We start from the raw sequence: 25,580 nt of genomic DNA on the forward strand, positions 1-25,580 counted from the left end.
ACGCGGGCCCGGCCGCTACGAGATCCTGGAACCGAGTCCGTGCCGCGCCAATGGAAGCCGGACAGTTGGGGGAATTCCCCTATCGAACGCCCTCTGAGAGCGCTGGAGCCCGGGGCGAAGCTCGCCCCGGGCTCCAGTGACCGGCCGTCAGTGCGCGACGGCGGCCGCCAGAACCAGGTCCACCAGCCGGTCGGCGGCATCCGGCCGGCCGTGGGAGCGCGCGCGCTCCGCCATGCCCGCACGGCGGTGGGCGTCGGACAGCAGTGGGTCGACCGCCGCCCGGAGGCGCTCCGCCGTCACATCGCCGAGGAGCGCGACCGCGGCCCCGGCATCGTGCAGGTGGCCGGCGTTGTGGGCCTGCTCATTGCCGGCCGAGCTGGCCAGGGGAACGAGAACCGAGGCCTTGCCCAGCGCCGTCAGCTCCGCGATCGTGCCCGCCCCACTGCGGGAGACCACCACATCGGCCAGTGCGAGGACATCGGGCAGCTCGGGGCCGACGAACCCGGTGAGCAGATAGCGGGACACCAACTGCGGGGGAAGAGCCGCGGCGCGGGCCCGCAGGGCTTCGACGTTCGCCGGGCCGCACTGGTGGATCACGTTGGCACTGGCCAGCAACCAGGGCAGAACGTCGGCCACCAGTCCGTTGATCTGCTCCGAGCCCTGCGCGCCGCCGGTGACGTACACCGTCGGCAGGTCTCGGCGGAAGCCGTGCAGCCCAAGAGCCTGGATCGCCTTGTCCGCATCACCGGTCAGCACCTCGGGCCGCACCGGATTGCCGGTGACGACCGCGAGCGAGCGGACCGCCTCGGGCAGCAGCGGCAGCGTGGACTCGGACGACACCGCGATGCGTGCCGCCCGTCCTGCGAGCGTTCGGTTGGCCAGGCCTAGGCGCACCGTCTGCTCGTGGACGACCAGCGGGCGACGGCACAGCGAAGCGGCGATGCCCACCGGAACCGCGACGTATCCGCCCGTGGCCAGCACCACGTCGGGGCGGAACCAGGAGACCACCGCGCGGGCCTGGACGACACCGAGCGGCACACGCGCGATGTCCCGCACGTTCGCAGGGGAGACCATCTTGACCGGATTCCGGTGGCGCCGGATCTTCCCCGTGGCGACCGCGGTGAACTCGATCCCCTCACCCGCCGCAACACGGGACTCCAAGCTGTCCGCCGTGCCGACCCACAGCACATCCAGCGCCCGGCCGACAGCGGCGAGCCTCGCCCGCGCGGTGCGCACCGCAGTGAGCGCCGGGTATGTGTGGCCGCCGGTTCCGCCGCCCGTCACGATCAGCCGGAAGGCTCGCTCCTGGTGGCCGCCGACGGCATCGCTGATCACAGAGGAACTCCCCATCCGTTCATGCCTGGAAAGCGGCGTCCGAACACTGCGGACGATAGCAGGACACCGTCCTCGCCATCGGCGCGCGAACTGTGCAATGCCGCAGTCAGCTTCACCCCATCGAGGACACGTCCGCGACACCTCCCTCGGCAGCCCGAACACGGGCGATCGCACCAACTCCAGGAGCCGAACGACGAGCGGTGGCTAGCGCACCACGGGGATCGCCCCGGAGCGCCAGTCGGCCAGACGTCGGCGGATGATCGACACCATCGGCAGTCCATCCGTCTCGGTCGGGGTGAACCACGCCACCTCGTGGGACTCGTCGGACACCCGCAGGTCCCCGCCGAGTGGGCGGCCGAGGAGGCAGATCGAGAACTCCTGGCGGACCTCGCCGTCGTCGTAGGCGAACACGTGCCGGGGGTCGGTGTAGGTGCCGACGATCCGGTGATCTCGATGTCGATGCCGGTCTCCTCGCGCGTCTCGCGCACCCCGCAGCCGGCGAGCGACTCGCCGATGTCCATCCTGCCGCCGGGCAGCGCCCACATGCCGTTGTCGGTACGCCGCTGGAGAAGTACCCGGCCCGCGTCGTCGACCACGACCACGGACGCGGCCGGGACCAGGGAGTTGGCCTCGGGGGCGTCGGGGTCGTCCTCGTAGTCACGTCTGGGCATGATCCACCACCTCCGTCACGGGTACGGTCCAGGCGCGCGCACAGGAAGTCGGCCCCGCCGACTTCCTACGCGGAGGCGCACCAGGTCGAGGGGGACGCGACCCTGTACCCCAGGGACTCGTACAGGGGCCTGCCCAGCTTCGAGGCGGTGAGGGTGGCCGGGAGGTCCGCGACGTGGGCGAGGGCGCCGAGCATGACGGCGCGGCCGACGCCGCGGGAGCGGAAGGCGGACGAGGTGGCGATCCAGTAGTGGCTGGCGACGCCGTCGGCCACGACGCTCACGCCGGCGCCCGCGGGCACGCCGTCGACGGAGGCGGTGAACACGTCCACGCCCGGGTGTTCGATCAGCGTCGTCGGGAAGAGCTCACCGGCGCGGTGGGGCTCGAAGCCGTCCAGTTCGAAGCCCTCGATCACGATCCGCTCGGCCGCCTGGAGGTCCTCGGGCCGCCGCACCCGGGTCACGTCCAGTGCCGGGGCGTCGACGGGTCCGGGCAGGCGCAGCATGATCGGCATCTGCCAGGTGCGCATGCCCAGGTGGCTCAGGTCCGTCGAGCTAAAGGGGTCCTCAACGAGCACCGGACCCAAGGCGCGGCGGACCAGCTCGCCCACCTCGGTCACTTCGGCCGGGTCGAGGTCGGGCTCCCGGATCAGGATCCGCAGGCCCGCACGCTGGTCGCCGTCGACGGCGACGAATCCGCGGCGCCGGATCACCTCGTGGCCCCGGGATTCGCCGGTCGCGGTCCAGAAGGCGGCGGAGTTGCGGGCCTGGAGCGTGGGCGCCCCGGCCGGGGAGGTGGGCTGGTCGGTCGTCCTGGATTCCGTGGTCATCAGGTCCACGGTAGTACGAAATTGACTCCGTGACACGGGTTGATCAACTGCGGGCCGGCGCAGCGCGCGGACGCGCGGCGCCGGCCCGGTGGCGACGGGGACGGTCAGAGCTGGCTGACCCAGTACGGTTCGACGGTCATCCAGCCGTTGCCGCGGGCGCCGTTGAGGCGGCCGGTGCTGGTGCGGGCCAGGGTGTACCAGGAGTCGACGTAGTCCGGGTCGTCGACCCACCAGGACGCGGGCAGCGCCTCCAGGACGGCGTTGACCAGCGGGATGTAGGCGCCCTGGTCGGCGATGGTGAGCAGGACGGCGGCGACGGCCTTGGCGAGGGCGAGGTAGTTGGTGTCGCCGTCGTCCTCCATCAGGACGACGTCGGCCAGGTTGTACTTGTAGTTCGACCAGTTCACCAGGATCTGGTTCGGGTAGTAGACCGTGCCGTCGTACTGGAGGTACGGCATGGCGACGGAGTCGACCCGGACCTTGCCGTCCAGGCCGAAGCCGGTGACCAGGCTGAACATCTCGGCGGCGCCCTTGAACCAGGGCTCCTCGTCGTCGTTCACCTCGACGGAGGTGATCTTGGTGCCCCACCAGCCGGACGCGGCCTGCGCGCCGGAGCCGAGGCCCTGGGCGGCGAACTCCCGCTGGAGCAGCTCGATTCCGGCGGTCAGCGCCTTGGCCGTGTCGATGTCGACCAGGTAGACGGGGCGGGTGGGCAGGGTGCCGGTGTCGAGGCCGAGGGCCCGGCCGGCGGTGTCGTAGGCGCGGACGGTGCGGGCGTAGTCGTCGGTGGCGGCGACGGCGACCAGCGGTGCGGTGCCCGCGTCGAGGGCGGCACGCATCGAGGGGTCGGCCAGTTGGACGCGCAGCAGCGGGCCGAGACCGGCGCCGAGGCCCTTGGCGGCGGCGATGCCGCGGTCCGCCCGGGCGGTGGCGGCGGCGAGGCCCGGGGCGCCGGCGGCCAGCGGCGCGAGTTCGGCGCCGCCGGGGGCGGCGGCGGTCGCCGAGCGCAGCCGCTCGCGCAGGGCGGGGTCGGTGAGGGAGGTGGCCAGGGTGCGGGCGATGCCGTCCTCGATCGCGGTGACCTGGGACGCGGCCGCCGGGGGCGCCGGGGCGGCCGGAGGGGTGGCCGGGACGGCGAGCGCCTGGCCCGCGCCGAGCGCGAGCAGGGGCAGGGCCGTGAGCGCGACGACGGCGCGTCGCAGGCGGGACTGGGACATGAGGGATCTCCAGGCTCGTCGGGTGAGGCGTCGGAGCGTTGGTGCGGACCGGCGCCGCGATCAAGAAACGACGGCGCCATGACAAGTGAAGAGGTTCCCTGACCCGGTATCAACCCTTGGCGCCACACAGGCCGACGGGGACCCCCGCCCCGGCTCCCGGCTCACCCGCCGCCGGAGAATCCCCCGCCGGAATTGGCCGAGCCCGAGCCGCCGTAGACCCGGCCGCCGGAGGGGGTCGGGGGCTTGCGGCGGACGCGTCGTTCGGTGCGGCGCAGGACGGGGACGCCGGCCGGACCGAGCAGGTCCTTCAGGGAGCGCTGGAGCGCGTCGACGTCGGTGCCGTCCGGCGCCCGGCGCGGGCCGTCGCCGCCGGTCGAGGTCACCACCGTGATGGTGAGGGTACGGGCGGCCGGCGCGGGGTCGCCCTCGTAGGGCTCCTCCACGCTCTCGTCCAGCTGGACGCGCCGCAGGCCGGAGATCGGAGCCCAGGCATCGGCGCGGACACCCCGGACGAAGCGCAGTTCGGTCGGCGCCCGGGCCGGGGCGAACTGCACCCGGCGGACCGACCGCAGCTCGGCGGCCGCGACGAACGGCCACAGCACCAGCGCGGCGGACACCCACAGCACCGCGCAGACGGTCACCGCACCCACGAAGGTGGCGCCGACGATCACCGCGACCTCCACGAGCAGCATGCCGACGGGGAGGAAGACGGCGCCCACGGCGAACACGACGGCGAGCATGCGCAGCACCAGGAGCGCGGCGGCGGGCCAGGAGCCTCCGCCCGGCTCGAACACGAGGTCGACGGTGGTGCCGTCACGGCCGCGGCGGAGCACCTCATCGGCAGGCATACCCGCCAGGGTAGGACCGCCCACCGCCGCCGGAAAGGCCCCGGGCGCAGCCTCGACCAGGCCGCACCCGGGGTCTGCTGACGCACCGTCAGTGCGCGGCGGCCTCCCAGTTGCCGCCCACGCCGACCGAGACGTCGAGCGGGGCGCGCAGCGGGTAGGCACCCGCCATCTGCTCGCGCACGATCGCCTCGACCTGCTCGCGCTCGCCCGGCGCCAGCTCCAGCACGATCTCGTCGTGCACCTGGAGCAGCATCCGGGACGTCAGCCCGGCGGCGCGCAGCGCCTCGTCGACCCGGAGCATGGCGATCTTGACAATGTCGGCGGCCGAGCCCTGGATCGGGGCGTTGAGGGCCATCCGCTCGGCCATCTCGCGGCGCTGTCGGTTGTCGCTGTTGAGGTCCGGCAGGTAGCGGCGGCGGCCGAGCAGGGTCTCGGTGTAGCCGGTGGCGCGGGCCTCCTCGACGACCCGGTGCAGGTAGTCGCGCACGCCGCCGAACCGCTCGAAGTAGGTGTCCATCAGGCCCTGGGCCTCGGCGGGCTTGATGCCGAGCTGCTGGGAGAGCCCGTAGGCGGACAGGCCGTAGGCCAGGCCGTAGGACATCGCCTTGATCTTGCGGCGCATCTCGGCGTCGACGGCGCTGCCGGGCACCTCGAAGACCTGGGAGGCGACGGTGGTGTGGAGGTCCTCGCCGCTGGCGAACGCCTCGATCAGCGCCGCGTCCTCGGAGAGGTGGGCCATGATCCGCAGCTCGATCTGCGAGTAGTCGGCGGTGAGCAGCGACTCGTAGCCCTCGCCGACGACGAAGGCGCGGCGGATCATCCGGCCCTCCTCGGTGCGCACCGGGATGTTCTGCAGGTTCGGGTCCTGCGAGGAGAGCCGGCCGGTGGCGGCGACCATCTGGTTGAAGGTGGTGTGGATGCGCCCGGCCGGGGAGACGGTCTTGAGCAGGCCCTCGACGGTGGTGCGCAGCTTGGCCTGGTCGCGGTGGCGCAGCAGGATGACCGGCAGCTCGTTGTCGGTCTGGGTGGCGAGCCAGGTGAGGGCGTCGGCGTCGGTGGTGTAGCCGGTCTTGATCTTCTTGGTCTTCGGCAGGGCGAGCTCGCCGAAGAGGATCTCCTGGAGCTGCTTGGGCGAGCCGAGGTTGAACTCGTGGCCGGCCGCGGCGTGCGCCTCCTCGACCACGCGCTGGATCTCGGCGGCGAACTGCGCCTCCAGGCCGGTGAGCCAGTCGCGGTCGGCGGCGATGCCGGTGCGCTCCATCCGGGCGAGCAGGGCGGCGATCGGCAGCTCCATGTCGCGCAGCAGCTCGACGGCGCCGACCTCAACGAGGCGGGTGTCGAAGAGCGCGGCGAGGTCGAGCACGGCGCGGGCCTGGAGCATCAGGGCCTGGGCGTGCGCGGCCGGGTCCTCCTCCGGGGCGTCGAAGGCGAGCTGGCCGGACTCGGCGGCGGGCGCCGGGGCGAGCGAGCGGGCCAGGTACTCCTCGGCGAGCACCTCCAGGGTGAAGGTGCGCCGGCCGGGCTTCTCCAGGTAGGCGGCGAGGGCGGTGTCGGCGACGACGCCCTCGATGGTCCAGCCGCGCTCGGCGAAGGCGCGCATGACCTGCTTGGCGATGTGCAGGGCCTTGGGCGCGGCCGGGTCGGCCAGCCAGGCGGCGAAGGCGCGCTCGTCCTCCTCGGCGAGCAGCGCCGGGTCGAACCAGGCGGCCGTCTCTCCGGCGGCGAGCGCGACCTCGGTGACCTCGCCGCTGCCGAGCGCCCACCGGTAGACGGCGGCCAGCGCGACCGGGGACTTGCCGCTGGCGTGCTGCTTCAGCCAGGCGGCGAGGGTGCCGGGGTCGGTGAGCAGTTCGCCGTCGACCTCGACGCCGGGGGCGAGCTCGGCGGCCTCGGGCCCGGCGGCGGCCGGGTCGATGCCGTAGACCCGGTCGCGGAAGTTGGCGTTGCGGAACTCCAGCGACTCCATGAGCGCGCCGACGGCCGGCTTGTCGAACGGCGCGCGGGCCAGGTCGTCGACGCCGAGCGGGAGTTCGACGTCGCGGACCAGCTCGGTGAGGACGCGGTTGCGCTTGACCGAGTCGAGGTGCTCGCGCAGCTTCTCGCCGATCTTGCCCTTGACCTCGTCGGCGCGGGTGACCAGCTCCTCGAAGGAGCCGAACTGGTTGACCCACTTGGCGGCGGTCTTCTCGCCGACGCCGGGGATGCCCGGCAGGTTGTCCGACGGGTCGCCGCGCAGCGCGGCGAGGTCCGGGTACTGGCGGGGGGTGACGCCGTACTTCTCGGCGACCTTCTCCGGGGTGTAGCGGGTGAGCTCGGAGACGCCCTTGGTCGGGTAGAGCACGGTGACGTGCTCGGTGACCAGCTGGAGGGAGTCGCGGTCGCCGGTGACGATGTCGACGTCGAAACCGGCCGCCTCGGCGGCGGTGGCCAGGGTGGCGATGATGTCGTCGGCCTCGAAGCCCTCGACCTTCAGCCGCGGCACGTTCATGGCGTCCAGCAGCTCGCCGATCAGGTCGACCTGGCTGCGGAACTCGTCCGGGGTCTTGGCCCGGTTGGCCTTGTAGTCGGGGAACTCGACCGAGCGGAAGGTCTGGCGGGAGACGTCGAAGGCGACCGCGAGGTGGGTGGGCGCCTCGTCCCGGACGGTGTTGGCGAGCATCGAGGCGAAGCCGTACACCGCGTTGGTGGGCTGGCCGGTGGAGGTGTTGAAGTTCTCCACGGGCAGCGCGTAGAACGCCCGGTAGGCCATGGAATGCCCGTCGAGCAGCATCAGGCGGGGCCGCGGCCCGGCCCCGCCGCCACCCGCCGCGCCCTTGTCCGTACTCTGCGTAGCCACGTCAACGTCCGTTCCTGCCGATTCCACTACCGGCCACCGATCCTAGGGCCCGCCGCCGACAAAAGGGGCACGCCCGGGGCGGGCGCCCCTCGGGTGCGCTCGCGCCCCGGGCGCCACGCCCGACTCCCCCGTCACCGTCTCTACCGCCGAGTAGGACGGTCGTACGATCACAGGCAGCACGACGACGTGACCCCCGAGCGGCAGGAGCTCCCCGATGACCGACCCGGCCCCCGACGCAGCCATCACCGTCCCCGACGCGGCCCCGGCCGCCCAGGCCCCCCTCCTCGACGTCCCGCCGGAGATGCTGGAGCACTTCGCCAAGCTCGGCGTGGACCTGGCCACCTTCTCCGGCGGGCGGCTCGGCGAGAAGCTGGGCATCCGGATCGTCGAGGCCTCCGGCGACCGGGTGGTCGGCACCATGCCGGTGGAGGGCAACCAGCAGCCGTACGGCCTGCTGCACGGCGGCGCCTCGGCGGCGCTGGCCGAGACGCTGGGCTCGGTGGGCGCGATGCTGCACGCCGGCCCGGGCCGGTACGCGGTGGGCGTGGACCTGAACGCCACCCACCACCGCTCGGCCACCTCCGGTCTGGTCACCGGCGTGGCGACCGCGGTCTTCAAGGGGCGCACGGCCGCCACCTACGAGATCGCGATCACCGACGACACCGGCAAGCGGGTCACCAGCTGCCGCCTCACCTGCATGCTGCGCGACCTCTGAGCCGATTCTTCGTCAAATCCCTTGCCCGCCCCCTTGTTTGACCTTCGACCGCCCTGGGCAGTCGTTGGTCTGGACAAGGGGGCGGTGCCATGTCCGGGTGAGACCCGGGCATTCTCAGCGCTGTAACACTGCGTAACAAGTAGGACATCCGAGCAACAGACAGTTCCGGAGGGCCGAACCAGCCGAATGCAGCCCGTCGGGTCGGGTGCCGTCCGATATCCGGACGCTTATGCCCGACGCCAACACCCTGGACACTGTCGTCCGATTATCGGTGAGGCCAGGAGTAACCTGCCCTTCTACGCCTTACATAGGGCGAGTTGGGAACGGAACCCCCGGTACCAGCGGATCGATCGGACCGGAACGACCACATGCTGAGACGCCTTCTCTGTGTGCTCATAACAAGAGAATCACAGCCTCGCTACACCACTGCCCGAGCCGCCGACCGACATCTAGAGTCACGGCCAGTCACCGCGCCACCGGAATGGGCCAAGCCCACCGCGCATCCAGGCTCCCGCCGTTCAGGCGCGGCGCCCTCCTGAACCGAAGGGGACCCTCGTGCGTCATCGTTCAGCAGTTGTCGTGAGCATTGCCGTCATCGGCGCCCTCAGCCTCACCGCGTGCGGCTCCCGCGACGACAAGAAGTCCGGGGACAGCGGCACGGGCGGCGGCTCCACGACCGTCACCATCGGCGTCGACGCCCCGCTCACCGGCGACCTCTCCGCCCTCGGCCAGGGCATCCGCAACTCCGTCGAGCTCGCGATCAAGCAGGCCAACGAGAAGAACGAGGTCCCCGGCGTCAAGTTCCAGATCAAGGCCCTCGACGACACCGGCAAGCCCGCGCCCGGCCAGCAGAACGCCACCCAGCTGGTCGGCGACAAGGACGTCCTCGGCGTCGTCGGCCCGCTCAACTCCAGCGTCGCGCAGTCGATGCAGCAGATCTTCAACGACGCCAAGCTCGTCCAGATCTCCCCCGCCAACACCGGCGTCGCCCTCAGCCAGGGCGAGAAGTGGGCCAGCGGCGAGAAGTCCCGCCCCTTCCAGACCTACTTCCGCACCGCCACCACCGACGCCGTCCAGGGCCCCTTCGCCGCCGACTTCCTGGTCAAGGACGCCAAGAAGACCAAGATCTTCATCATCGACGACCAGAAGACCTACGGCGCCGGCCTCGCCGCCACCTTCAAGGCCCAGTTCCTCAAGAACGGCGGCCAGATCGTCGGCGAGGAGCACGTCAACCCCGACGACCGCGACTTCGCCGCCGTCGTCACCAAGGTCAAGTCCTCCGGCGCCGAGGCGGTCTACTACGGCGGCGAGTACCCCGCCGCCGGCCCGCTCTCGCTGCAGCTCAAGGACGCCGGCGTCAGCGTTCCGCTGATGGGCGGCGACGGCATCCAGAGCGGCGACTTCATCAAGCTCAACCCCAAGAGCCAGGGCGACTTCGCCACCGCCGTCGGCCTGCCCGTCGAGCAGCTCCCCACCGCGGCCAAGTTCATCGCCGACTACAAGGCCGCCGGCTACAAGGACGCCTACGAGACCTACGGCGGCTACTCCTACGACAGCGCCTGGGCCATCATCCAGGGCGTCAAGGCCGTCGTCGCCGCCAACAACGGCAAGCTCCCCGACAGCCCGCGCGCCAAGGTCGTCGAGGCCGTCCAGAAGGTCACCTTCGAGGGCGTCACCGGCAAGGTCTCCTTCGACGAGTTCGGCGACACCACCAACAAGCAGCTCACCGTCTACACCGTCAAGGACGGCAAGTGGACCGTGGAGAAGTCCGGCACCTTCAACGGCTGAGCCCGACACGGATCCTGACCTGACGTCAGGCGCGCCGCAGCACACCGGAACCACCCCGCGCGGGGGCGCCACGAGTGCCCCCGCGCGCACCCACATCCACCACACCCACGCGGACACCCCACACGCACAACGGAGGCCCAGCGGTGCACGACCTACCGCAGCAGCTGGCCAACGGCCTGATCCTCGGCGCCCTCTACGGGCTCGTCGCGATCGGCTACACGATGGTCTACGGCATCGTCCAGCTCATCAACTTCGCCCACGGCGAGATCGTCATGGTCGGCGGCTTCGGCGCCCTGACCGCCTACCTCGCCCTCCCCGGCGGCACCACCCTGTGGCTGGCCCTACCGTTGATGCTGCTCGCCGGCATCCTGGTCTCCACCCTGACCGCCGTCGCCGCCGAGCGCTTCGCCTACCGGCCCCTGCGCACGGCCCCACGGCTCGCCCCGCTGATCACCGCGATCGGCCTGTCCATCCTCCTCCAGCAGCTGGTCTTCTCCTTCTACCCGGACGCCAAGAAGGCCAGGGTGTTCCCGAAGATCCCCGGCGACCCCTTCGAGATCGGCTCCGTCGCCATCCAGCGCAGCGACCTCTTCCTGATCGCCGCCGCCCCCGTCTGCATGATCGCCCTCGGCTGGTTCGTCACCCGCACCCGCTCCGGCCGCGCCATGCAGGCCACCAGCCAGGACCCCGACACCGCCAAGCTCATGGGCATCGACACCGACCGGATCATCGTCATGGCGTTCGCCATCGGCGCCGCCTTCGCCGCCGTCGCCGCCGTCGCCTACGGCCTGCGCAGCGGCCAGGTCGACTTCCGGATGGGTTTCCTGCTCGGCCTCAAGGCCTTCACCGCGGCCGTCCTCGGCGGCATCGGCAACATCTACGGCGCCATGCTCGGCGGCATCACCCTCGGCCTCGCCGAAGCCCTCGCCACGGGCTACATCCAGCACCTGCCCGGCATGCACCTCTTCGGAGGCGGCGCCTGGAAGGACGTCTGGGCCTTCGTACTCCTCATCGTCGTCCTGCTCGTCCGGCCCCAGGGCCTGCTCGGCGAGCGCGTCGCGGACAGGGCGTGAGCACCATGACCACCACCAGCACCGAAACCACCCCGGTCATCGCCCTCCCCGGCCGCACCGCCGCCCTGCTCACCGGCCTCGGCGCGGTCGCCACCGCCGCCTCCGCCCTGATGTCCTGGACCTGGACCGCCGACTACCCCGGCGACCTCACCTACTACGGCTCCCCGGCCGGCCTCCAGTGGCTCGCCCTCACCGCCGGCCTGCTCACCCTGCTGCTGCTGCTCGCCACCCAGGGCGTCCCCGGCCTGCGCTGGGCCGCCCCCCGCCGCAGCCACAACGCCGTCCTGTTCGCCGCCGCCGGCGCCCTCGCCGTCGGCTGGTTCTCGGTCCTGTCCATCACGGTCGACCTCGGCGGCCTCGCCAACCTCGAACCCGGCGGCTGGGTCCTCGCCGCCGGCTCCCTGCTCGCCGTCGCGGGCGCCCTCGGCCTGCCGCTGGACCGGCGCACCGCCGTCCCGCTGCGCGTCCTCGACCGGCGGCTGTTCCTCCTCGTCCCGATCGCCCCCGTCGTCTGGTTCGCCACCCACGCGGTCCCCGAGGACAAGCCGGTCGCCCCCGTCCTCACCGCCCTCGCCGGCGGCCTCGCCATCGCCACCGGCGCCGTGCTGCTCGTCCAGCTCGGCCACCTCGCCAACACCTGGCTGCGGCTCGGCACCGTCCAGCGCCCGCAGCCCGCCCCCCGCGAGCTGCCCTCCTGGGTCGAGGTCGGACTCATCGTCGTCGCCTTCGCCATCGGCCTGTTCGCCGTCACCTTCGGCATCGACACCGAGTACGGCGAACTCTTCACCGGCTACCTGCTGCTCGCCGCCGCCACGATCGCCGCGCTCACCCGCTCCGGCCTGATCGCCCGGCTGCGCGCCCTGACCGTCAAGTACCAGGCGGTCACCACCGGCGCGGCCTTCGCCGCCGCCGCCAGCTTCCCGTTCACCCAGACCAGCGACCAGTACACCTCGGTCGCCACCAACATCCTGATCTTCGCCACCGTCGCCCTCGGCCTCAACATCGTCGTCGGCCTCGCCGGCCTCCTCGACCTCGGCTACGTCGCCTTCCTCGGCGTCGGCGCCTACAGCGCCGCCCTGGTCTCCGGCTCCCCCGCCTCGCCGATCCACGTCCAGTTCCCGTTCTGGGCCGCCGTCCTCACCGGCGCCGTCGTCTCCATGGTCTTCGGCGTCGTCATCGGCGCCCCGACCCTGCGACTGCGCGGCGACTACCTCGCCATCGTGACCCTCGGCTTCGGCGAGATCTTCCGCATCACCATGCTCAACCTCAACGGCACCACCGGCCCCAAGGTCACCAACGGCTCCAACGGCATCCCCCGGATCCCCGACCTCGAGATCCTCGGCTGGGACCTCGGCAAGCCCACCACCGTCTTCGGCGTCGAACTCGGCCGGTTCTCCAACTACTACCTGCTGATGCTGCTGGTCACCGCCTTCGTCGTGCTGGTCTTCGCGCGCGTCGGCAACTCCCGCATCGGCCGCGCCTGGGTCGCCATCCGCGAGGACGAGACCGCCGCCGAGGCCATGGGCATCAACGGCTTCCGCCTCAAGCTCCTCGCCTTCGCCCTCGGCGCCTGCCTCGCCGGCCTCGCCGGCACCGTCCAGGCCCACGTCAGCTACACCGTCACCCCCGACCAGTACACCTTCGCCGAGGCCCTGCCGCCCAACTCCGCCTTCCTGCTCGCCGCCGTCATCCTCGGCGGCATGGGCACCATCAGCGGCCCGCTGGCCGGCGCCACCCTGCTCTTCCTCATCCCGAAGAAGCTGGAGTTCCTCGCCGACTACCAGCTGCTCGCCTTCGGCATCGCCCTCATCGTCCTCATGCGGGTGCGCCCCGAGGGCCTCATCCCCAACCGGCGCCGGCAGCTGGAGTTCCACGAGGCCGCCGCCATCCCCGCGCAACCCACCGGCGACGGCGTCGCCCTCTCCAAGGCAGGGGCGTGACCCCCAGATGACCACCAGCAACGCCCCCGCACCCGCCGAGGCCGCCCCGGACCCCGACGCGCCCCTGCTCGACGTCTCCGGCGTCACCATGCGCTTCGGCGGCCTCACCGCCGTCAACGGCGTCTCGCTCACCGTCGGCCGCGGCGAGATCATCGGCCTCATCGGCCCCAACGGCGCCGGCAAGACCACCTTCTTCAACTGCCTCACCGGCCTCTACGTCCCCACCGAGGGCACCGTCACCTACCAGGGCACCGTCCTGCCGCCCAAGCCCCACCTCGTCACCCAGGCCGGCATCGCCCGCACCTTCCAGAACATCCGGCTCTTCGCCAACATGACCGTCCTGGAGAACGTCCAGGTCGGCCGCCACAGCCGGATGCACCAGGGCCTGCTCTCCGCCGTCCTGCGCGGCCCCGGCTACCGCCGCTCCGAGGCCGAGAGCCGCGAGAAGGCCATGGAACTCCTGGAGTTCACCGGTCTCGCCGGCAAGGCCGACCACCTCGCCCGCAACCTCCCCTACGGCGAGCAGCGCAAGCTGGAGATCGCCCGCGCCCTCGCCTCCGACCCCGGTCTGCTGCTCCTCGACGAGCCCACCGCCGGCATGAACCCGCAGGAGACCCGCGCCGCCGAGGAACTCGTCTTCGCCATCCGCGACCGGGGCGTCTCCGTCCTCGTCATCGAGCACGACATGCGGTTCATCTTCAACCTCTGCGACCGCACCGCCGTACTCGTCCAGGGCCAGAAGATCGTCGAGGGCGACCGCGAGACCGTCCAGAGCGACGAGCGCGTCATCACCGCCTACCTCGGCGCCCCGCTCGAAGGCACCGCCCCCGTTACGGAGACCGACCAGTGACCGCACTCCTCGAGGTCCAGGACCTCCGCGTCGCCTACGGCAAGATCGAGGCCGTCAAGGGCATCAGCTTCACCGTCAACCAGGGCGAGGTCACCACCCTGATCGGCACCAACGGCGCCGGCAAGACCACCACCCTGCGCACCCTGTCCGGCCTGCTCAAGCCCACCGCCGGCCGCATCACCTTCGACGGGCAGGAGCTCACCGCCGTCCCCGCCCACAAGATCGTCGCCCTCGGCCTCGCCCACTCCCCCGAGGGCCGGCACATCTTCCCGCGCATGACCATCGAGGAGAACCTCCTCCTCGGCGCCTTCCTGCGTGACGACGCGCACGGCATCGCCCAGGACGTCGAACGGGCCTACGGCCTCTTCCCCATCCTCGGCGAACGCCGCAGGCAGGCCGCCGGCACCCTCTCCGGCGGCGAGCAGCAGATGCTCGCCATGGGGCGGGCCCTGATGTCCCGGCCCAAGCTGCTCATGCTCGACGAGCCCTCGATGGGCCTCTCGCCGCTGATGATGCAGAAGATCATGGCGACCATCGTCGAGCTCAAGGCCGAAGGCACCACCATCCTGCTGGTCGAGCAGAACGCCCAGGCCGCGCTCTCCCTCTCCGACCGCGGCTACGTCATGGAGACCGGCAGCATCGTCCTCCAGGGCACCGGCGCCGACCTCCTGCACGACGAGTCGGTGCGCAAGGCCTACCTCGGCGAGGACTGACACCGGCACGGCGAAGGGCCCGGCACACCCGTGCCGGGCCCTTCCGCCACTTCGCTACTCCGCGCCGCCCGCGGCCTCCTCGGCCTTCTTGCGGTCCTGAGCGGCGCCCTCCTCGATGACCGCCTCGGCCACCGCCGCCATCGTCATCCGGCGGTCCATCGAGGTCTTCTGGATCCACCGGAAGGCGGCCGGCTCGTTCAGCCCGAACTTGGTCTGCAGCACGCTCTTCGCGCGGTCCACCAGCTTGCGGGTCTCCAGCCGCTGGGTGAGATCCGCGATCTCCTCCTCCAGCGTCCGCATCTCCGTGTACCGGGACACCGCCATCTCGATCGCGGGCACCAGGTCGCTCTTGGAGAACGGCTTGACGATGTACGCCATCGCCCCGGCGTCGCGCGCCCGGTCCACCAGCTCCCGCTGCGAGAACGCGGTCAGCATCAGCACCGGCGCCAGGTGCTGCTCATGGATCTGCTCGGCGGCGGACAGCCCGTCCAGCACCGGCATCTTCACGTCCAGGATCGCCAAGTCCGGCTTCAGCTCCTGCACCAGCCGGACCGCCGTGGCCCCGTCCCCGGCCTCCCCGACGACGGTGTACCCCTCCTCCTCCAGCATCTCCTTCAGATCGAGGCGGATCAGCGCCTCGTCCTCGGCGATCACAATCCGGGTGATCTGGGGCGAATCGGTCTCAAGCGGCTCGGCCTGCTCGTCGGCGGTGCTCACGGGGCTCCTCGTTCCGGCGGGGTACTGCATGCACGAGGGTACCCAGACACGGTATGTTTGAGTTCAAGCAGGGTCGGGGGCAACCTTCGAATCTGTGGATGCCCCGGTAGCCCAGAGGTTAGAGGCAATGGTCTCAAACACCATCCAGCGTGGGTTCGAATCCCACCCGGGGTACTTTTCCTTCGATTCGAAAGCCGCTTAGGGTAGCCTAATAGTTGGCGATCTTCATTCGTTCGAGTCGAAACCATTCCATTCGCCCGCCCGTTCGGCGCCCGGGTTCGAAGATCGCCCGCATGGCCGTTCGATCCACGCGCGAAGAAGCCGTCCACCTCCTCCGCCAAGGCGTCCGCAACCGCGACGTCGCCCGCCGCCTCGGCGTGCCCTCGGGCACCATCGGGGCCTGGAAGCACCACGATCTCGCCAGGCACAACAGGCTCCCCGGCCGAAAGCGCTCCGCCTGCCCGCACTGCTACGGCGACCGGCTGAACCGTCCCGCCTACGCCTACCTCCTCGGCCTCTACCTCGGCGACGGCCACATCCTGCTGCCCAACGAGTACCGCAGGACCCAGAGCCTTCAGGTCACGTGCGACGAGAAGTGGCCGGGCATCATCGACTCCGTCGAGCAGGCCATGCGCCAGGTCCTCCCCAACAACACCCCCTGCCGGGTCCGCCGCACCGGCTGTCGCGATGTCAAGGTCTATTCGAACCACTTGACCTGCTACTTCCCCCAGCACGGCCCAGGCAGGAAGCACGAGCGCACCATAGCCCTGACACCATGGCAGCAGGAGATCGTCGATGCCCATCCCCGGGACTTCCTGCGTGGCCTGATCCACTCCGACGGCTGCCGGATCACCAACTGGACGACCCGCACCGTCGGCGGTGTCACAAAGCGCTACGAGTACCCGCGCTACTTCTTCACCAACACCTCGACCGACATCGTCCGCCTCTTCACGGACACGCTCGATGCCGTCGGCGTGCAGTGGAGGTCCGTCACCCGCCCCACCGGCAGCGTGAACGTCTCCGTCGCCCGCAAGGAGTCTGTGGCCCTCATGGACGCCCACATCGGGCCCAAGCACTGACAGCGGCGCGGCCCCGAGGAGGCGCCGCGCCGCTGGAACGGGGTCAGTCGTCCAGGGTCCCCACATGGTGGACGCGGACCAGGTTGGTGGAGCCGGCGAGGCCGGGCGGGGAGCCGGCGGTGATGACGACGATGTCGCCCTTCCGGCAGCGGCCGAGGGAGAGCAGGGCGGCGTCGACCTGCTCGACCATCTCGTCGGTGGTGGGCGCGAACGGGCCGAGGAAGGTCTCCACACCCCAGGTGAGGGCGAGTTGGCTGCGGACGGCCGGTTCGTAGGTGAAGGCCAGCACGGGGATCGGCGAGCGGTAGCGGGTCAGCCGGCGGGCGGTGTCGCCGGACTGGGTGAAGGCGATCAGGTACTTGGCGTGCAGGAAGTCGCCGATCTCCGCGGCCGCCCGGGCGACGGCGCCGCCCTGGGTGCGGGGCTTGCCGCCCGCGGCGAGCGTGGGCAGGCCGGCCGCGAGGATGTCCTGCTCGGCGGCCTCGATGATGCGGCCCATGGTGCGGACCGTCTCGGACGGGTACTTCCCGACCGAGGTCTCGCCCGAGAGCATCACCGCGTCGGTGCCGTCGAGGACGGCGTTGGCGACGTCGGAGGCCTCGGCGCGGGTGGGGCGCGAGGAGTTGATCATCGAGTCGAGCATCTGGGTCGCCACGATGACCGGCTTGGCGTTCCGCCGGGCGAGCGCGATCGCCCGCTTCTGGACCATCGGCACCTCCTCCAGCGGCATCTCCACCCCGAGGTCGCCGCGGGCCACCATGACGCCGTCGAAGCGGTCGACGACGGAGTCGAGGTTCTGCACCGCCTGCGGCTTCTCGACCTTGGCGATGACCGGGACCCGGCGCCCCTCCTCGTCCATCACCCGGTGGACGTCCTCGACGTCCCGCCCGCTGCGGACGAAGGAGAGCGCGACCAGGTCGGCCCCGACCCGCAGGGCCCAGCGCAGGTCGGCGATGTCCTTCTCGCTGAGCGCGGGCACCGAGACGGCGACCCCGGGGAGGTTGAGGCCCTTGTGGTCGGAGACCAGGCCGCCCTCGACGACGACGCAGCGGACCCGCGGTCCGGCCACCTCGGCGACCTCCAGGGTGACCCGGCCGTCGTCGACGAGGATCCGCTCGCCGACGGTGACGTCCCCGGCGAGTCCGGGGTAGGTGGTGCCGCAGCCGTTCTGGTCTCCGTCGACGCCGTTGTCGGTGGAGATGGTGAACTCGTCGCCGCGTTCGAGAAGTACCGGGCCCTCGGCGAAGGTGCCGAGGCGGATCTTCGGGCCTTGAAGGTCGACGAGCACGCCGACGCTGCGGCCGGTCTCGTCCGCTGCCTTGCGGACCCGGCGGTAGCGCTCCTCGTGCTCGGCGTGGGAGCCGTGGCTCAGATTGAATCGGGCGATGTCCATCCCGGCGTCGACCAGGGCCTTGATCTGGTCGTAGCCGTCGGTGGCGGGCCCGAGGGTACAGACGATTTTTGCTCGGCGCATAGTGCTGAGAGTAGGCATTACCGGCGCGTAACGACGATGCGGGTCCAAACAACGGGATGGCCGTTGCCATAAGGAGAGTTGAACACTCTGACACAACGTCGGACCGACGTGCGATTGGTTCCCCCGGGCTCGTCCGCACCCGTTCCCCGATGCGAACCCGTGAAGGTGTGTTCACCTCTGGTTCACCGTCACTTCCGCCCCCGCACGCGGCACGGCGGGACGCTCGTCACCCCGGTGCGATGCCGGGGCGCGGAAGTCGTTCCGACGAGGGGGAAGCGTCCGGTATGAAGCGTGCGTTCGGGGTGCTGGCGGCACTGGTGCTGCTCGGTGGGGTGGCGTTCGCCCTGCTACGGCCGACGTCCCACGACGACAAGAAGACCACGAAGACCGTCACCATCACGGGTCTCATCGGGTCGGAGAAGCAGGACTTCTTCCAGGACGAGGACGTCAAGGCCGAACTGGCGGCCCAGGGGCTCATCGTGAAGACCCTGCCCGTCGGCTCCTGGCAGATGGTCGACAAGCTCGACGGGCAGGCCTTCGCCTTCCCCGCCAGCCAGGCGCCGGCCGACAAGATCCGCCAGAACAAGGGCATCACCGAGGTGGTCTCGGCACCGTTCTACTCGCCGCTGGTGGTCGTGGCCCATCAGGCGACCGCCCAGGCGCTGAAGGACAGCGGAATGGCGGCCGAGGACCCCACCACCCACGTGTGGACCCTCAGGATGGACGCCTACCGGGACGCGCTGCGCACCAACAAGACGTGGGAGCAACTCCTCGGCGGCAAGCCGAAGGCCGAACTGCGCGGGAACGTGCTGATGGCCACCACCGACCCGAAGGACTCCTCCTCCGGCGCGATGTACCTGGCGTTGCTCTCCTCCCTGGAGAACGGCGGTCCGGTGTCGAGCGACGCGGAGGTGGAGAAGGTCAAGGACCTGTTGTACACGGCGATCTCCAAGCAGGGCGAGAAGAAGCAGTCCACCGACCTGCTGTTCAAGGACTTCACCTCGGGGGTCGGACGACCGCTGTCCCTCGTGTACGAGTCGGAGGCCGCCGAACTGGTGCGCCAGCAGAACACGCTCGGCGACATGGTGGTGCTCTACCCGGACACCACGATCTTCTCGGCCCACACCCTGGTCGGACTCAACGAGGACGGGCGGAAGCTGGCGACGCTGCTGCAGAACAACACCAAGCTGCGGGAGGCCGCGACCAAGCACGGCTTCCGCATCCAGGGGGACACCAAGGCCTTCGGCACCCAGTTCAGGACCCAGGACGACTCGTTCCACCTCGCGCCCAACCTGGACCAGGCGGGGATCAACCACGCCAGCATCCCGGTGTACGACGTGCTGAAGAAGCTGACCGACTACGCGACGAAGCCGTGAGCGGCGGGAACATGACGACAGGAAAGACCGCGATGATGGTGAAGCACCGGGGCGGGGCCCGGGGACTGGCCGCCGCGCTGGCGGCCCTGGCGGCGCTGGTGGCGGCGTGCACGTCCTCCCCCGCGCCGAAGCCCGACCCGACCGCCCCGCCGGCGCCGACCGCCCAGGCGGGGGTGCTGCGGGTACTGGCCGGCAGCGAGCTGCAGGACATGGCGCCGATCCTGGAGCAGGCCCAGAAGGAGACCGGCGTGACCGTCCAGTTCTCCTGGACGGGATCACTGGACGGCGCGGAGGCGGTCTCCGGCAACGCGGCGGACGGCAAGTACGACGCGCTCTGGTTCCCGTCGAACCAGTACCTGCGGCTGGACGAGCGGAGCCGGCCGAAGCTGCTGTCGGAGAGCCCGGTCATGACCTCGCCGCTGGCGATCGGGATCCGCTCCTCGGTCCTGGGCGAGCTGTCGTGGGGTGACGGTTCCGCGGTGACCTGGGGGAACCTGGCCGAGGCGGCGGCCGCCGGGAAGCTGAACTACGGCATGGCGGACCCGTCCCGGTCGAACTCGGGCTTCTCCGGACTGGTGGGGGTGGCCTCGGCGCTCTCCGCCGCGAACTCGGCGCTGACCGACGAGGACGTCGCCAAGGCGACGCCGCAGCTGAAGCAGTTCTTCGCCGGACAGAAGCTGACCTCCGGGTCGTCGGGCTGGCTGACCCAGGCGTACACCCAGGCCGAGCAGGGCTCGGTCGGGGCGCTGGTGAACTACGAGTCGGTGCTGCTGACGATGAACAAGACGCTGCCGCCGGAGCAGCGGCTCACCGTGGTGCGCCCGACGGACGGCGTGGTGACGGCCAACTACCCGTTGACCCTGTTGAGTTCCGCGCAGCCGCGGGAGCAGGAATCGTTCCGCAGGCTGACCGAGTACCTGCTGAAGGAGGACGTCCAGAAGCGGATCTCCGAGCAGACGCTGCGCCACCCGGTGGCGGCCGGGGTGGCTCCGGCGGCGGGCGTGCCGACGGACCGGCGCCGGGAGCTGCCCTTCCCGGGCAGCCTGGCGGTGGCGACCCATCTGCTGGCCTCGTACCAGAACGAGCTGCGGCGGCCGTCGCGGACGGTCTACGTGCTGGACACCTCGGGCTCGATGGCGGGGCAGCGGCTGGCCCAGCTGAAGTCGGCGATGGGCCGGCTGACCGGGGCGGAGGACTCCCGGGGGGTGCGGCGGTTCCGCGACCGCGAGGAGGTCACGCTGATCTCCTTCGCCTCCAAGGTCAAGTCCACGAAGACGCACACCGTGCCGGCCGGGGCGGCGGCGCAGCAGGAGCTGGCGTCGATCAACGCGGACGTGCAGGCGCTGTCGGCGGAGGGCGGCACCGCGGTGTACTCGTCGCTGGAGGAGGCGTACCGGGTGATCGAGCGGCAGCAGGCCGCGGCGAAGGACGACCGGTTCACGTCGATCGTGGTGATGACGGACGGGCTGAGCAACGAGGGGGTGTCGGACCAGGACTTCAAGACCTTCCGGGCCGGTCTCTCGCCGGCGCTGAGGTCGGTGCGGGTGTTCCCGATCCTGTTCGGCGACGCGGCGAAGACGCAGTTGCAGGGGATCGCGGATCTGACGGGCGGCAAGCTGTTCGACGGGACGGGTTCGCTGGACGGGGCGTTCGAGGAGATCCGTGGCTACCAGTAACGGTGGCGGCACGTGGGGCGGGCGGGTCCTGAGGTACCTGGGATCCGCCCGCAACATCGCGGCGTGCACGGCCGGTTCGGGTGGGCTGGTGCTGCACTTCGCGGGCCGGGGCGGGGCCCTGTGGCCGGGGATCGTGGCCGCCCTGTACGGGGCGGTGACGTTGCTGTGGTGGGCCGTCGAATCCGGGCGGCCCGGGGGTACCGGGGGTACCGGGGGTACCGGGGGTACCGGGGGTACCGGAGAGACCCGGGATCCGGACGACCCGCCGACGACCGGCAGCACCCAGGGCGGCACCGGGCAGCAGAGCGGCCCGGCGGGCCCGCCGTCCGCGGCCGCCCCGCCGGCGCCGCGGCCCTGGCCGCAGCTGGAGGAGCTGGCGGCGTTCGTCGGTTCGGCGGCGCTGCCGCCGGCGGCGAACGTGCCGGGGCTGCTGGTGCGGCTGCGCACCGCCGGGCCGGGGCCGACCACGGAGCCGATCGTCCAGCGCCGGCTGCCGTTGGCGGTGGACGGCTACCTGCGGGCGCTGACCTGGCAGCCCTGGGTGTCGGACGGGGCGGACCCGGTGGCCGAACTGGCCCGGGCGGTGGACGAGATGGCGGCCATGGTCCCGGCGACCTGATCGCCGCGGCAGCGCGCCGGACGCAGCGGCCGGCCCGGGTGACCGGGGACCGGCCGCTGCGTCGTGCCGCCGGTCAGGCCTCCAGGACGCCGGGCAGTTCGAGGCGGCGGCGCACCCCCAGCTTGCGGAAGCTGTTGGTGAGGTGGGTCTCGACGGTGCGCACGGCCAGGTGCAGCATGGCGGCGATCTCGGCGTTGGAGTGCCCGGCCGCGGCGAGGCGGCAGATGCGCAGCTCACTGTCGGTGAGTGCCTCGGCGCCGGCGTGGTCGGCGCGGCCGATGCGGGCGCCGGAGGCCCGCAGGGACTCCAGGGCGGCGGCGCGGTGGCGGACGGCACCGAGGCGTTCGGCGCGGCCGGCGGCCTCGCGCAGGGCGCGGCGGGCGGCGCCGCGGCGGCCGCCGTCGGCGAGCAGGCGGCCGTAGGTGATGAGGGCCGGGATGAGTTCGGTGTCGATCTCGGCGGTGCGCAGCATGTGGACGGCTTCGGCGGCGAGGTCGAGGCCGTGGCGTCCGCCGGTGGCGGCGGCCAGGGCCCGCAGGGCGCGGCCGACGGTGCGGGGGGAGCCCCAGATCCGGGCGAGCCGGAGTTCCTCCTCGGCGAGGGCGACGGCGGGGCCGGGTTCGCCGAGCTGCAGGTGGCATTCGGCGGCAGCGGAGCGCCAGGGGGTGACGATGGGGCTGCGGACCTGGCGCTCGCCCTGGCGGCGGCCGCATTCGAGGAGGTCGGCGAGGGCTTCGGCGGGTTCGCCGGAGGCGAGCCGGAGCAGGCCCCGGGCGTAGAGGTACTCGTTCCACTCCCAGGAGTCCTGGGCGCGATCGGCGGCGACGGCGCGGGCGAGGCCGTGGGCCTGCCAGAGCCGGCCGGTCTCGACGAGGGCGATGACGCTCTGGGCGACGAGGTGGGCGTTCTGCTGGCCGAGGAGTTCGGCGTAGCGGCCGGGGGCGGTGTCGTCGGTGGCGGGGGCGGGCGCGGGCGCGGCGCCGGCGCGCCAGGTGGGGGCGGCGGCGCCGCCGCGGTGGCCGGGGGCGACCAGGGCGGGCAGCCGGGGCAGTCCGGGCGGTCCCCAGGGGGTGGCGCGCAGGAGCACCGGGGCGGGGGGTGCGGCGGACGGCCCGGCGGACGGGGCCGGCGCGGCGGCGGGGCCGGGGGCGGTGAGGGCGTAGTCGTCGAGCAGGGCCTGGTACTCGCCGCGCATGATCCTGGTCTCGGCGCGGACGCTGAGCAGGCACTGGTAGCCGGGATCGAGGGGGCCGCCGCGGTAGCCCGCGAAGCCGCGGGCGGTGATCTCGTCGGCCTGGTCGAGGAGGTCGGCCCACTGGGAGAGGGTGGCGAGGGAGACCAGGAGGTAGGAGCGGCAGAGCGGGTCGACGGGTGAGGCGTCGAGTTCGCCGATGCGTTCGGCGACCTCGGTGGCGGAGAGCAGGCCACTGGTGGCGTCGAACTCGGTGAGCAGGGCGAAGGCGGGCGGGGCGAGGCGGTGCGGGGTGCGGGCGGCGAGGCGCTGGACGCCTTCGACGACCTGGAGCCAGCTGCGGCCGTCGTGGGCGGCGATCTGGGCGGTGGCGGCCTGGACGGCGTGCAGGACGTCCTCCTGGTCGACGAAGCGGTGGGCTAGCTCGTCCATGAGTTCGAGGGCGGCGGGGGTGTCGCCCCGGGTGGCGAGCACCGCGCCGAGGGTGTTGGCGGCGCGGAAGACGCCTTCGTCGGTGTGCTGGAGGTGGACGGCTTCGGCGAGGTGGCGCAGGCCGACGGTGCGTTCGGCGGGGCCGAGGGTGACTTCGAGGCTGCCGAGTTCGGTGAGCAGCAGGCCGCGCTGGCGGTCGCTCAGGGGTTCGGCGAGGACGCGGCGCAGCAGGGCCACGGCGTCGGCGGGGTGATCGGCCTCGGCGGCCTGGCGGGCGGCGCGGCGCAGGGTGTCGGCGGCCCAGCGGGGGGTGGGGGCGGGGGTGTGCAGGAGGTGGCCGGCGACCGTCCGGTCGGGAGCGCCGGTGCGGTGGAGGTGTTCGGCGGCGGCGAGGTGGACCTCGGCGCGGTGGCCGGGGGCGTGGCCGGTGAGGACGGCGTCGGCGAGCAGGGGGTGGGCGAAGCGGGGCCAGGTGCCCGGGCCGGGGGTGTCGAGGTGGTGGTGGAGGGTGAGGTGGGCGAGCCAGCCGGCGAGGCGGCCGGGGTCGGCGGCGGTGAGTTCGGCGAGCAGCGGGAGCGGGTCGAGGGGCGGGGTCCCGGGGGCGGGGGCGGTGTCGGCGGCGGGGTGTTCGCGCATCCGGGCGAGGACGCGGGCGGCGGTGACGGCCTGTTCGCCGGCGCCCCGCAGCCAGGCGTCGACGGCTTCGGCGAAGGCGCCGCCGCCGCCGGGCAGGGTGCCGCACTGCTCGGGCAGGGCGGCGGGCAGGGCGCCACCGCCGCCCGCGTCCACCGCGTCCTCCTGCGGACCGTCCGCGTCCGTCCCCGCCGCCCGGTTCGCCGCCTCCGCCGTGAGGTCGGCGAGCAGCGCGGTGAGCAGCAGCGGGTTGCCGCCACTGGCGCGGGCGCAGTCGGCCGCCAGTCCGAGGGGCGCGTCGGGCCCGAGCCGGTGGCGGGCGATCCGGACGGCGGCGGGGGTGCCGAGCGGGGCGAGCCGCAGGGTGGTGGCGAGGTCGGGGGTCAGGTCGCGGGCGAAGCGGTCGCGCGGGGTGTCGAGGGTGGCCTGCCGGTGTTCGGTGGCGATCAGCAGGGCGGGCAGCCGGTCGATGCGGCGGGCGACCTGGCGCAGCCAGCGGCGGGAGGCCTCGTCGGCGAGGTGGATGTCGTCGACGGCGAGCAGCAGCGGGTGGTGGGTGCCGTGCAGGCGGAGCAGGGACCAGAGGGTGGCCTCGGCGCTGTCGGGGGCGGCGGCGCCGTCCGGGGCGGGGGTCGCGGCCGGCGGGGTGCTCCAGGAGGCGGGGCCGTAGGGGCCGGCGGGGGTGGGGCCGGTGTCGAAGAGCTGGCGGGCGGCCGCCCAGGGGGTGGCGGTCTCCTCGGCGGAGCAGCGGGCGCGCAGCACGGTGGTGCCGTCGGCGGCGGCGCGGCGGACGGCCTCGGCGAGCAGCGCGGTGCGGCCGGTGCCGGTGGCGCCGGTGATCAGCAGCACGTGGCCGGTGCCGCCGCGGGCGGCGTCGGCCCGGTCGGCGATCTGCCGCAGCTGTGGTTCGCGTTCCGCGAGGTGGGTGGACGTGGTGGTGCGCATCCCCGGTTTCCCCTCTATCCCCTTCTGCCCTTCCCGGCCGCCGGGCGGTGTCCGAAGGGGCAGTATCCGCCGTTGTACCGGGAAATCGGCTTGACGTGCTAACCACGCGTTACCGGTGAGTCCGGTTCTCGCCGTGACGCGACGGTCCCCGGGGGACCGGTGTGATCGCGCGGAACGGCCCGTCCGGGCGCCGTGAGGCCGCCGCACGGGCAGGTCCGCGACCCCTATGACCACCTGGGGGCCCCGATGCGTTGCCCCCGCCGGTCGGCGGGGACTGCCCGGCGGGCCCGATCTCGTGGTGGACCACGATGGCCGGGAGGCTGCCCCGGCGGGAAACATGGAGGCAGTTTCCGGGGCATGGGCAGCGCTCCCGGATCGCCGTCGAAACGGCCTGCTCCCGGACGGGGCGTGATGCCCCGGGGTTCGGGGTCCGCCGGGTGGCCGGGCCGGCTTCTCCCAGGAGGGGGCCAGATTTGACTGTTCTGCACACCGAGTACGACCGCCGCGGCACGGCGGTACGGGCTTCGGTATCCGCCACGCGCACCGTTCCGCCGCAGCGCCCGGTGGCGTCCCGTGCGGTCGCCGTGGCCGGTCAGGCGCCGGGCGCGGCCGCGGTCGCGGCCA

General features: G+C 72.3%; 18 protein-coding genes, 1 tRNA gene and 1 pseudogene. 11 read left to right on the forward strand and 9 right to left on the reverse strand.

What is annotated here, in order from left to right:
• Positions 1-147: 147 nt before the first annotated feature.
• From ABT238_RS18580 to polA, 6 genes and pseudogenes are all read right to left on the reverse strand, one after another.
• Complete coding sequence (locus ABT238_RS18580) at positions 148-1,335, reverse strand: UDP-N-acetylglucosamine--N-acetylmuramyl-(pentapeptide) pyrophosphoryl-undecaprenol N-acetylglucosamine transferase (protein WP_350768294.1); 1,188 nt, start codon at positions 1,333-1,335, stop codon at positions 148-150.
• A 204-nt stretch (positions 1,336-1,539) separates the two neighbouring features.
• Positions 1,540-2,006, reverse strand: a pseudogene (locus ABT238_RS18585) (NUDIX domain-containing protein).
• A 65-nt stretch (positions 2,007-2,071) separates the two neighbouring features.
• On the reverse strand, positions 2,072-2,833 hold the full coding sequence (locus tag ABT238_RS18590) for a GNAT family N-acetyltransferase (protein ID WP_350768326.1): 762 nt from the start codon (positions 2,831-2,833) through the stop codon (positions 2,072-2,074).
• A 104-nt stretch (positions 2,834-2,937) separates the two neighbouring features.
• On the reverse strand, positions 2,938-4,050 hold the full coding sequence (locus ABT238_RS18595; RefSeq protein WP_350768345.1) for a DUF3103 family protein: 1,113 nt from the start codon (positions 4,048-4,050) through the stop codon (positions 2,938-2,940).
• 161 nt (positions 4,051-4,211) lie between these two features.
• Positions 4,212-4,898: a hypothetical protein gene (locus ABT238_RS18600; protein WP_350563576.1), complete on the reverse strand. Its 687-nt coding sequence runs from the start codon at positions 4,896-4,898 to the stop codon at positions 4,212-4,214.
• A gap of 88 nt (positions 4,899-4,986) precedes the next feature.
• Entirely contained in the window at positions 4,987-7,668 is a 2,682-nt protein-coding gene (polA, locus tag ABT238_RS18605) for a DNA polymerase I (RefSeq protein ID WP_350769095.1), read from the reverse strand.
• A 367-nt stretch (positions 7,669-8,035) separates the two neighbouring features.
• Here polA and ABT238_RS18610 point away from each other — a divergent pair, with 367 nt between their 5' ends.
• The 6 genes from ABT238_RS18610 to ABT238_RS18635 all read left to right on the forward strand — a co-directional run bounded on the left by ABT238_RS18610 (position 8,036) and on the right by ABT238_RS18635 (position 14,813).
• Entirely contained in the window at positions 8,036-8,449 is a 414-nt protein-coding gene (locus tag ABT238_RS18610) for a PaaI family thioesterase (protein ID WP_350563762.1), read from the forward strand.
• Positions 8,450-9,004: 555 nt separating this feature from the next.
• A complete protein-coding gene (locus ABT238_RS18615) occupies positions 9,005-10,237 on the forward strand; it encodes a branched-chain amino acid ABC transporter substrate-binding protein (protein WP_350563578.1) in 1,233 nt (410 codons plus the stop codon).
• A 143-nt stretch (positions 10,238-10,380) separates the two neighbouring features.
• Positions 10,381-11,310, forward strand: a complete 930-nt coding sequence (locus tag ABT238_RS18620; protein WP_350563580.1) for a branched-chain amino acid ABC transporter permease — start codon at positions 10,381-10,383, stop codon at positions 11,308-11,310.
• Between the two features lie 5 nt (positions 11,311-11,315).
• Positions 11,316-13,250 carry a branched-chain amino acid ABC transporter permease gene (locus ABT238_RS18625; protein ID WP_350563764.1) on the forward strand — a complete coding sequence of 645 codons (1,935 nt, stop codon included), beginning with the start codon at positions 11,316-11,318 and terminating at the stop codon, positions 13,248-13,250.
• A 7-nt stretch (positions 13,251-13,257) separates the two neighbouring features.
• On the forward strand, positions 13,258-14,100 hold the full coding sequence (locus tag ABT238_RS18630) for an ABC transporter ATP-binding protein (RefSeq protein WP_350768430.1): 843 nt from the start codon (positions 13,258-13,260) through the stop codon (positions 14,098-14,100).
• Entirely contained in the window at positions 14,097-14,813 is a 717-nt protein-coding gene (locus ABT238_RS18635; protein WP_350563585.1) for an ABC transporter ATP-binding protein, read from the forward strand. Before ABT238_RS18630 ends, ABT238_RS18635 begins: the two co-directional genes overlap by 4 nt.
• Positions 14,814-14,867: 54 nt before the next feature.
• Here ABT238_RS18635 and ABT238_RS18640 read toward each other — a convergent pair whose 3' ends face one another.
• Positions 14,868-15,530 (reverse strand): ANTAR domain-containing response regulator, encoded by a 663-nt coding sequence (locus tag ABT238_RS18640; protein ID WP_350543927.1) that lies wholly within the window; start codon positions 15,528-15,530, stop codon positions 14,868-14,870.
• Between the two features lie 100 nt (positions 15,531-15,630).
• Here ABT238_RS18640 and ABT238_RS18645 point away from each other — a divergent pair.
• Both ABT238_RS18645 and ABT238_RS18650 read left to right on the forward strand, forming a co-directional pair.
• A tRNA-Leu gene (locus ABT238_RS18645) sits at positions 15,631-15,704 on the forward strand.
• 119 nt (positions 15,705-15,823) lie between these two features.
• On the forward strand, positions 15,824-16,609 hold the full coding sequence (locus tag ABT238_RS18650; protein ID WP_350768489.1) for a helix-turn-helix domain-containing protein: 786 nt from the start codon (positions 15,824-15,826) through the stop codon (positions 16,607-16,609).
• A 43-nt stretch (positions 16,610-16,652) separates the two neighbouring features.
• Here ABT238_RS18650 and pyk read toward each other — a convergent pair whose 3' ends face one another.
• On the reverse strand, positions 16,653-18,083 hold the full coding sequence (gene pyk, locus ABT238_RS18655; RefSeq protein WP_350563587.1) for a pyruvate kinase: 1,431 nt from the start codon (positions 18,081-18,083) through the stop codon (positions 16,653-16,655).
• A gap of 284 nt (positions 18,084-18,367) precedes the next feature.
• Here pyk and ABT238_RS18660 point away from each other — a divergent pair, with 284 nt between their 5' ends.
• The 3 genes from ABT238_RS18660 to ABT238_RS18670 are packed head-to-tail and all read left to right on the forward strand — an operon-like array spanning position 18,368 to position 21,754.
• The gene (locus ABT238_RS18660) at positions 18,368-19,459 is read left to right on the forward strand and encodes a hypothetical protein (RefSeq protein ID WP_350563589.1); all 1,092 of its coding nucleotides are present in this window, start codon (positions 18,368-18,370) and stop codon (positions 19,457-19,459) included.
• Positions 19,460-19,470: 11 nt separating this feature from the next.
• A complete protein-coding gene (locus ABT238_RS18665) occupies positions 19,471-21,135 on the forward strand; it encodes a substrate-binding domain-containing protein (RefSeq protein ID WP_350563591.1) in 1,665 nt (554 codons plus the stop codon).
• Positions 21,122-21,754, forward strand: coding sequence for a hypothetical protein (locus tag ABT238_RS18670; RefSeq protein WP_350768558.1), 633 nt, complete (start codon positions 21,122-21,124; stop codon positions 21,752-21,754). The genes ABT238_RS18665 and ABT238_RS18670 overlap by 14 nt, the downstream gene beginning before the upstream one ends.
• 73 nt (positions 21,755-21,827) lie before the next feature.
• Here the strand turns inward: ABT238_RS18670 and ABT238_RS18675 are convergent, their stop codons facing one another.
• Positions 21,828-24,956, reverse strand: a complete 3,129-nt coding sequence (locus tag ABT238_RS18675; protein ID WP_350768581.1) for a helix-turn-helix transcriptional regulator — start codon at positions 24,954-24,956, stop codon at positions 21,828-21,830.
• Between the last annotated feature and the right edge of the window lie 624 nt (positions 24,957-25,580).

The sequence above is a fragment of the Kitasatospora sp. NPDC001527 genome, from assembly GCF_040298605.1.
GTDB lineage: Bacteria > Actinomycetota > Actinomycetes > Streptomycetales > Streptomycetaceae > Kitasatospora.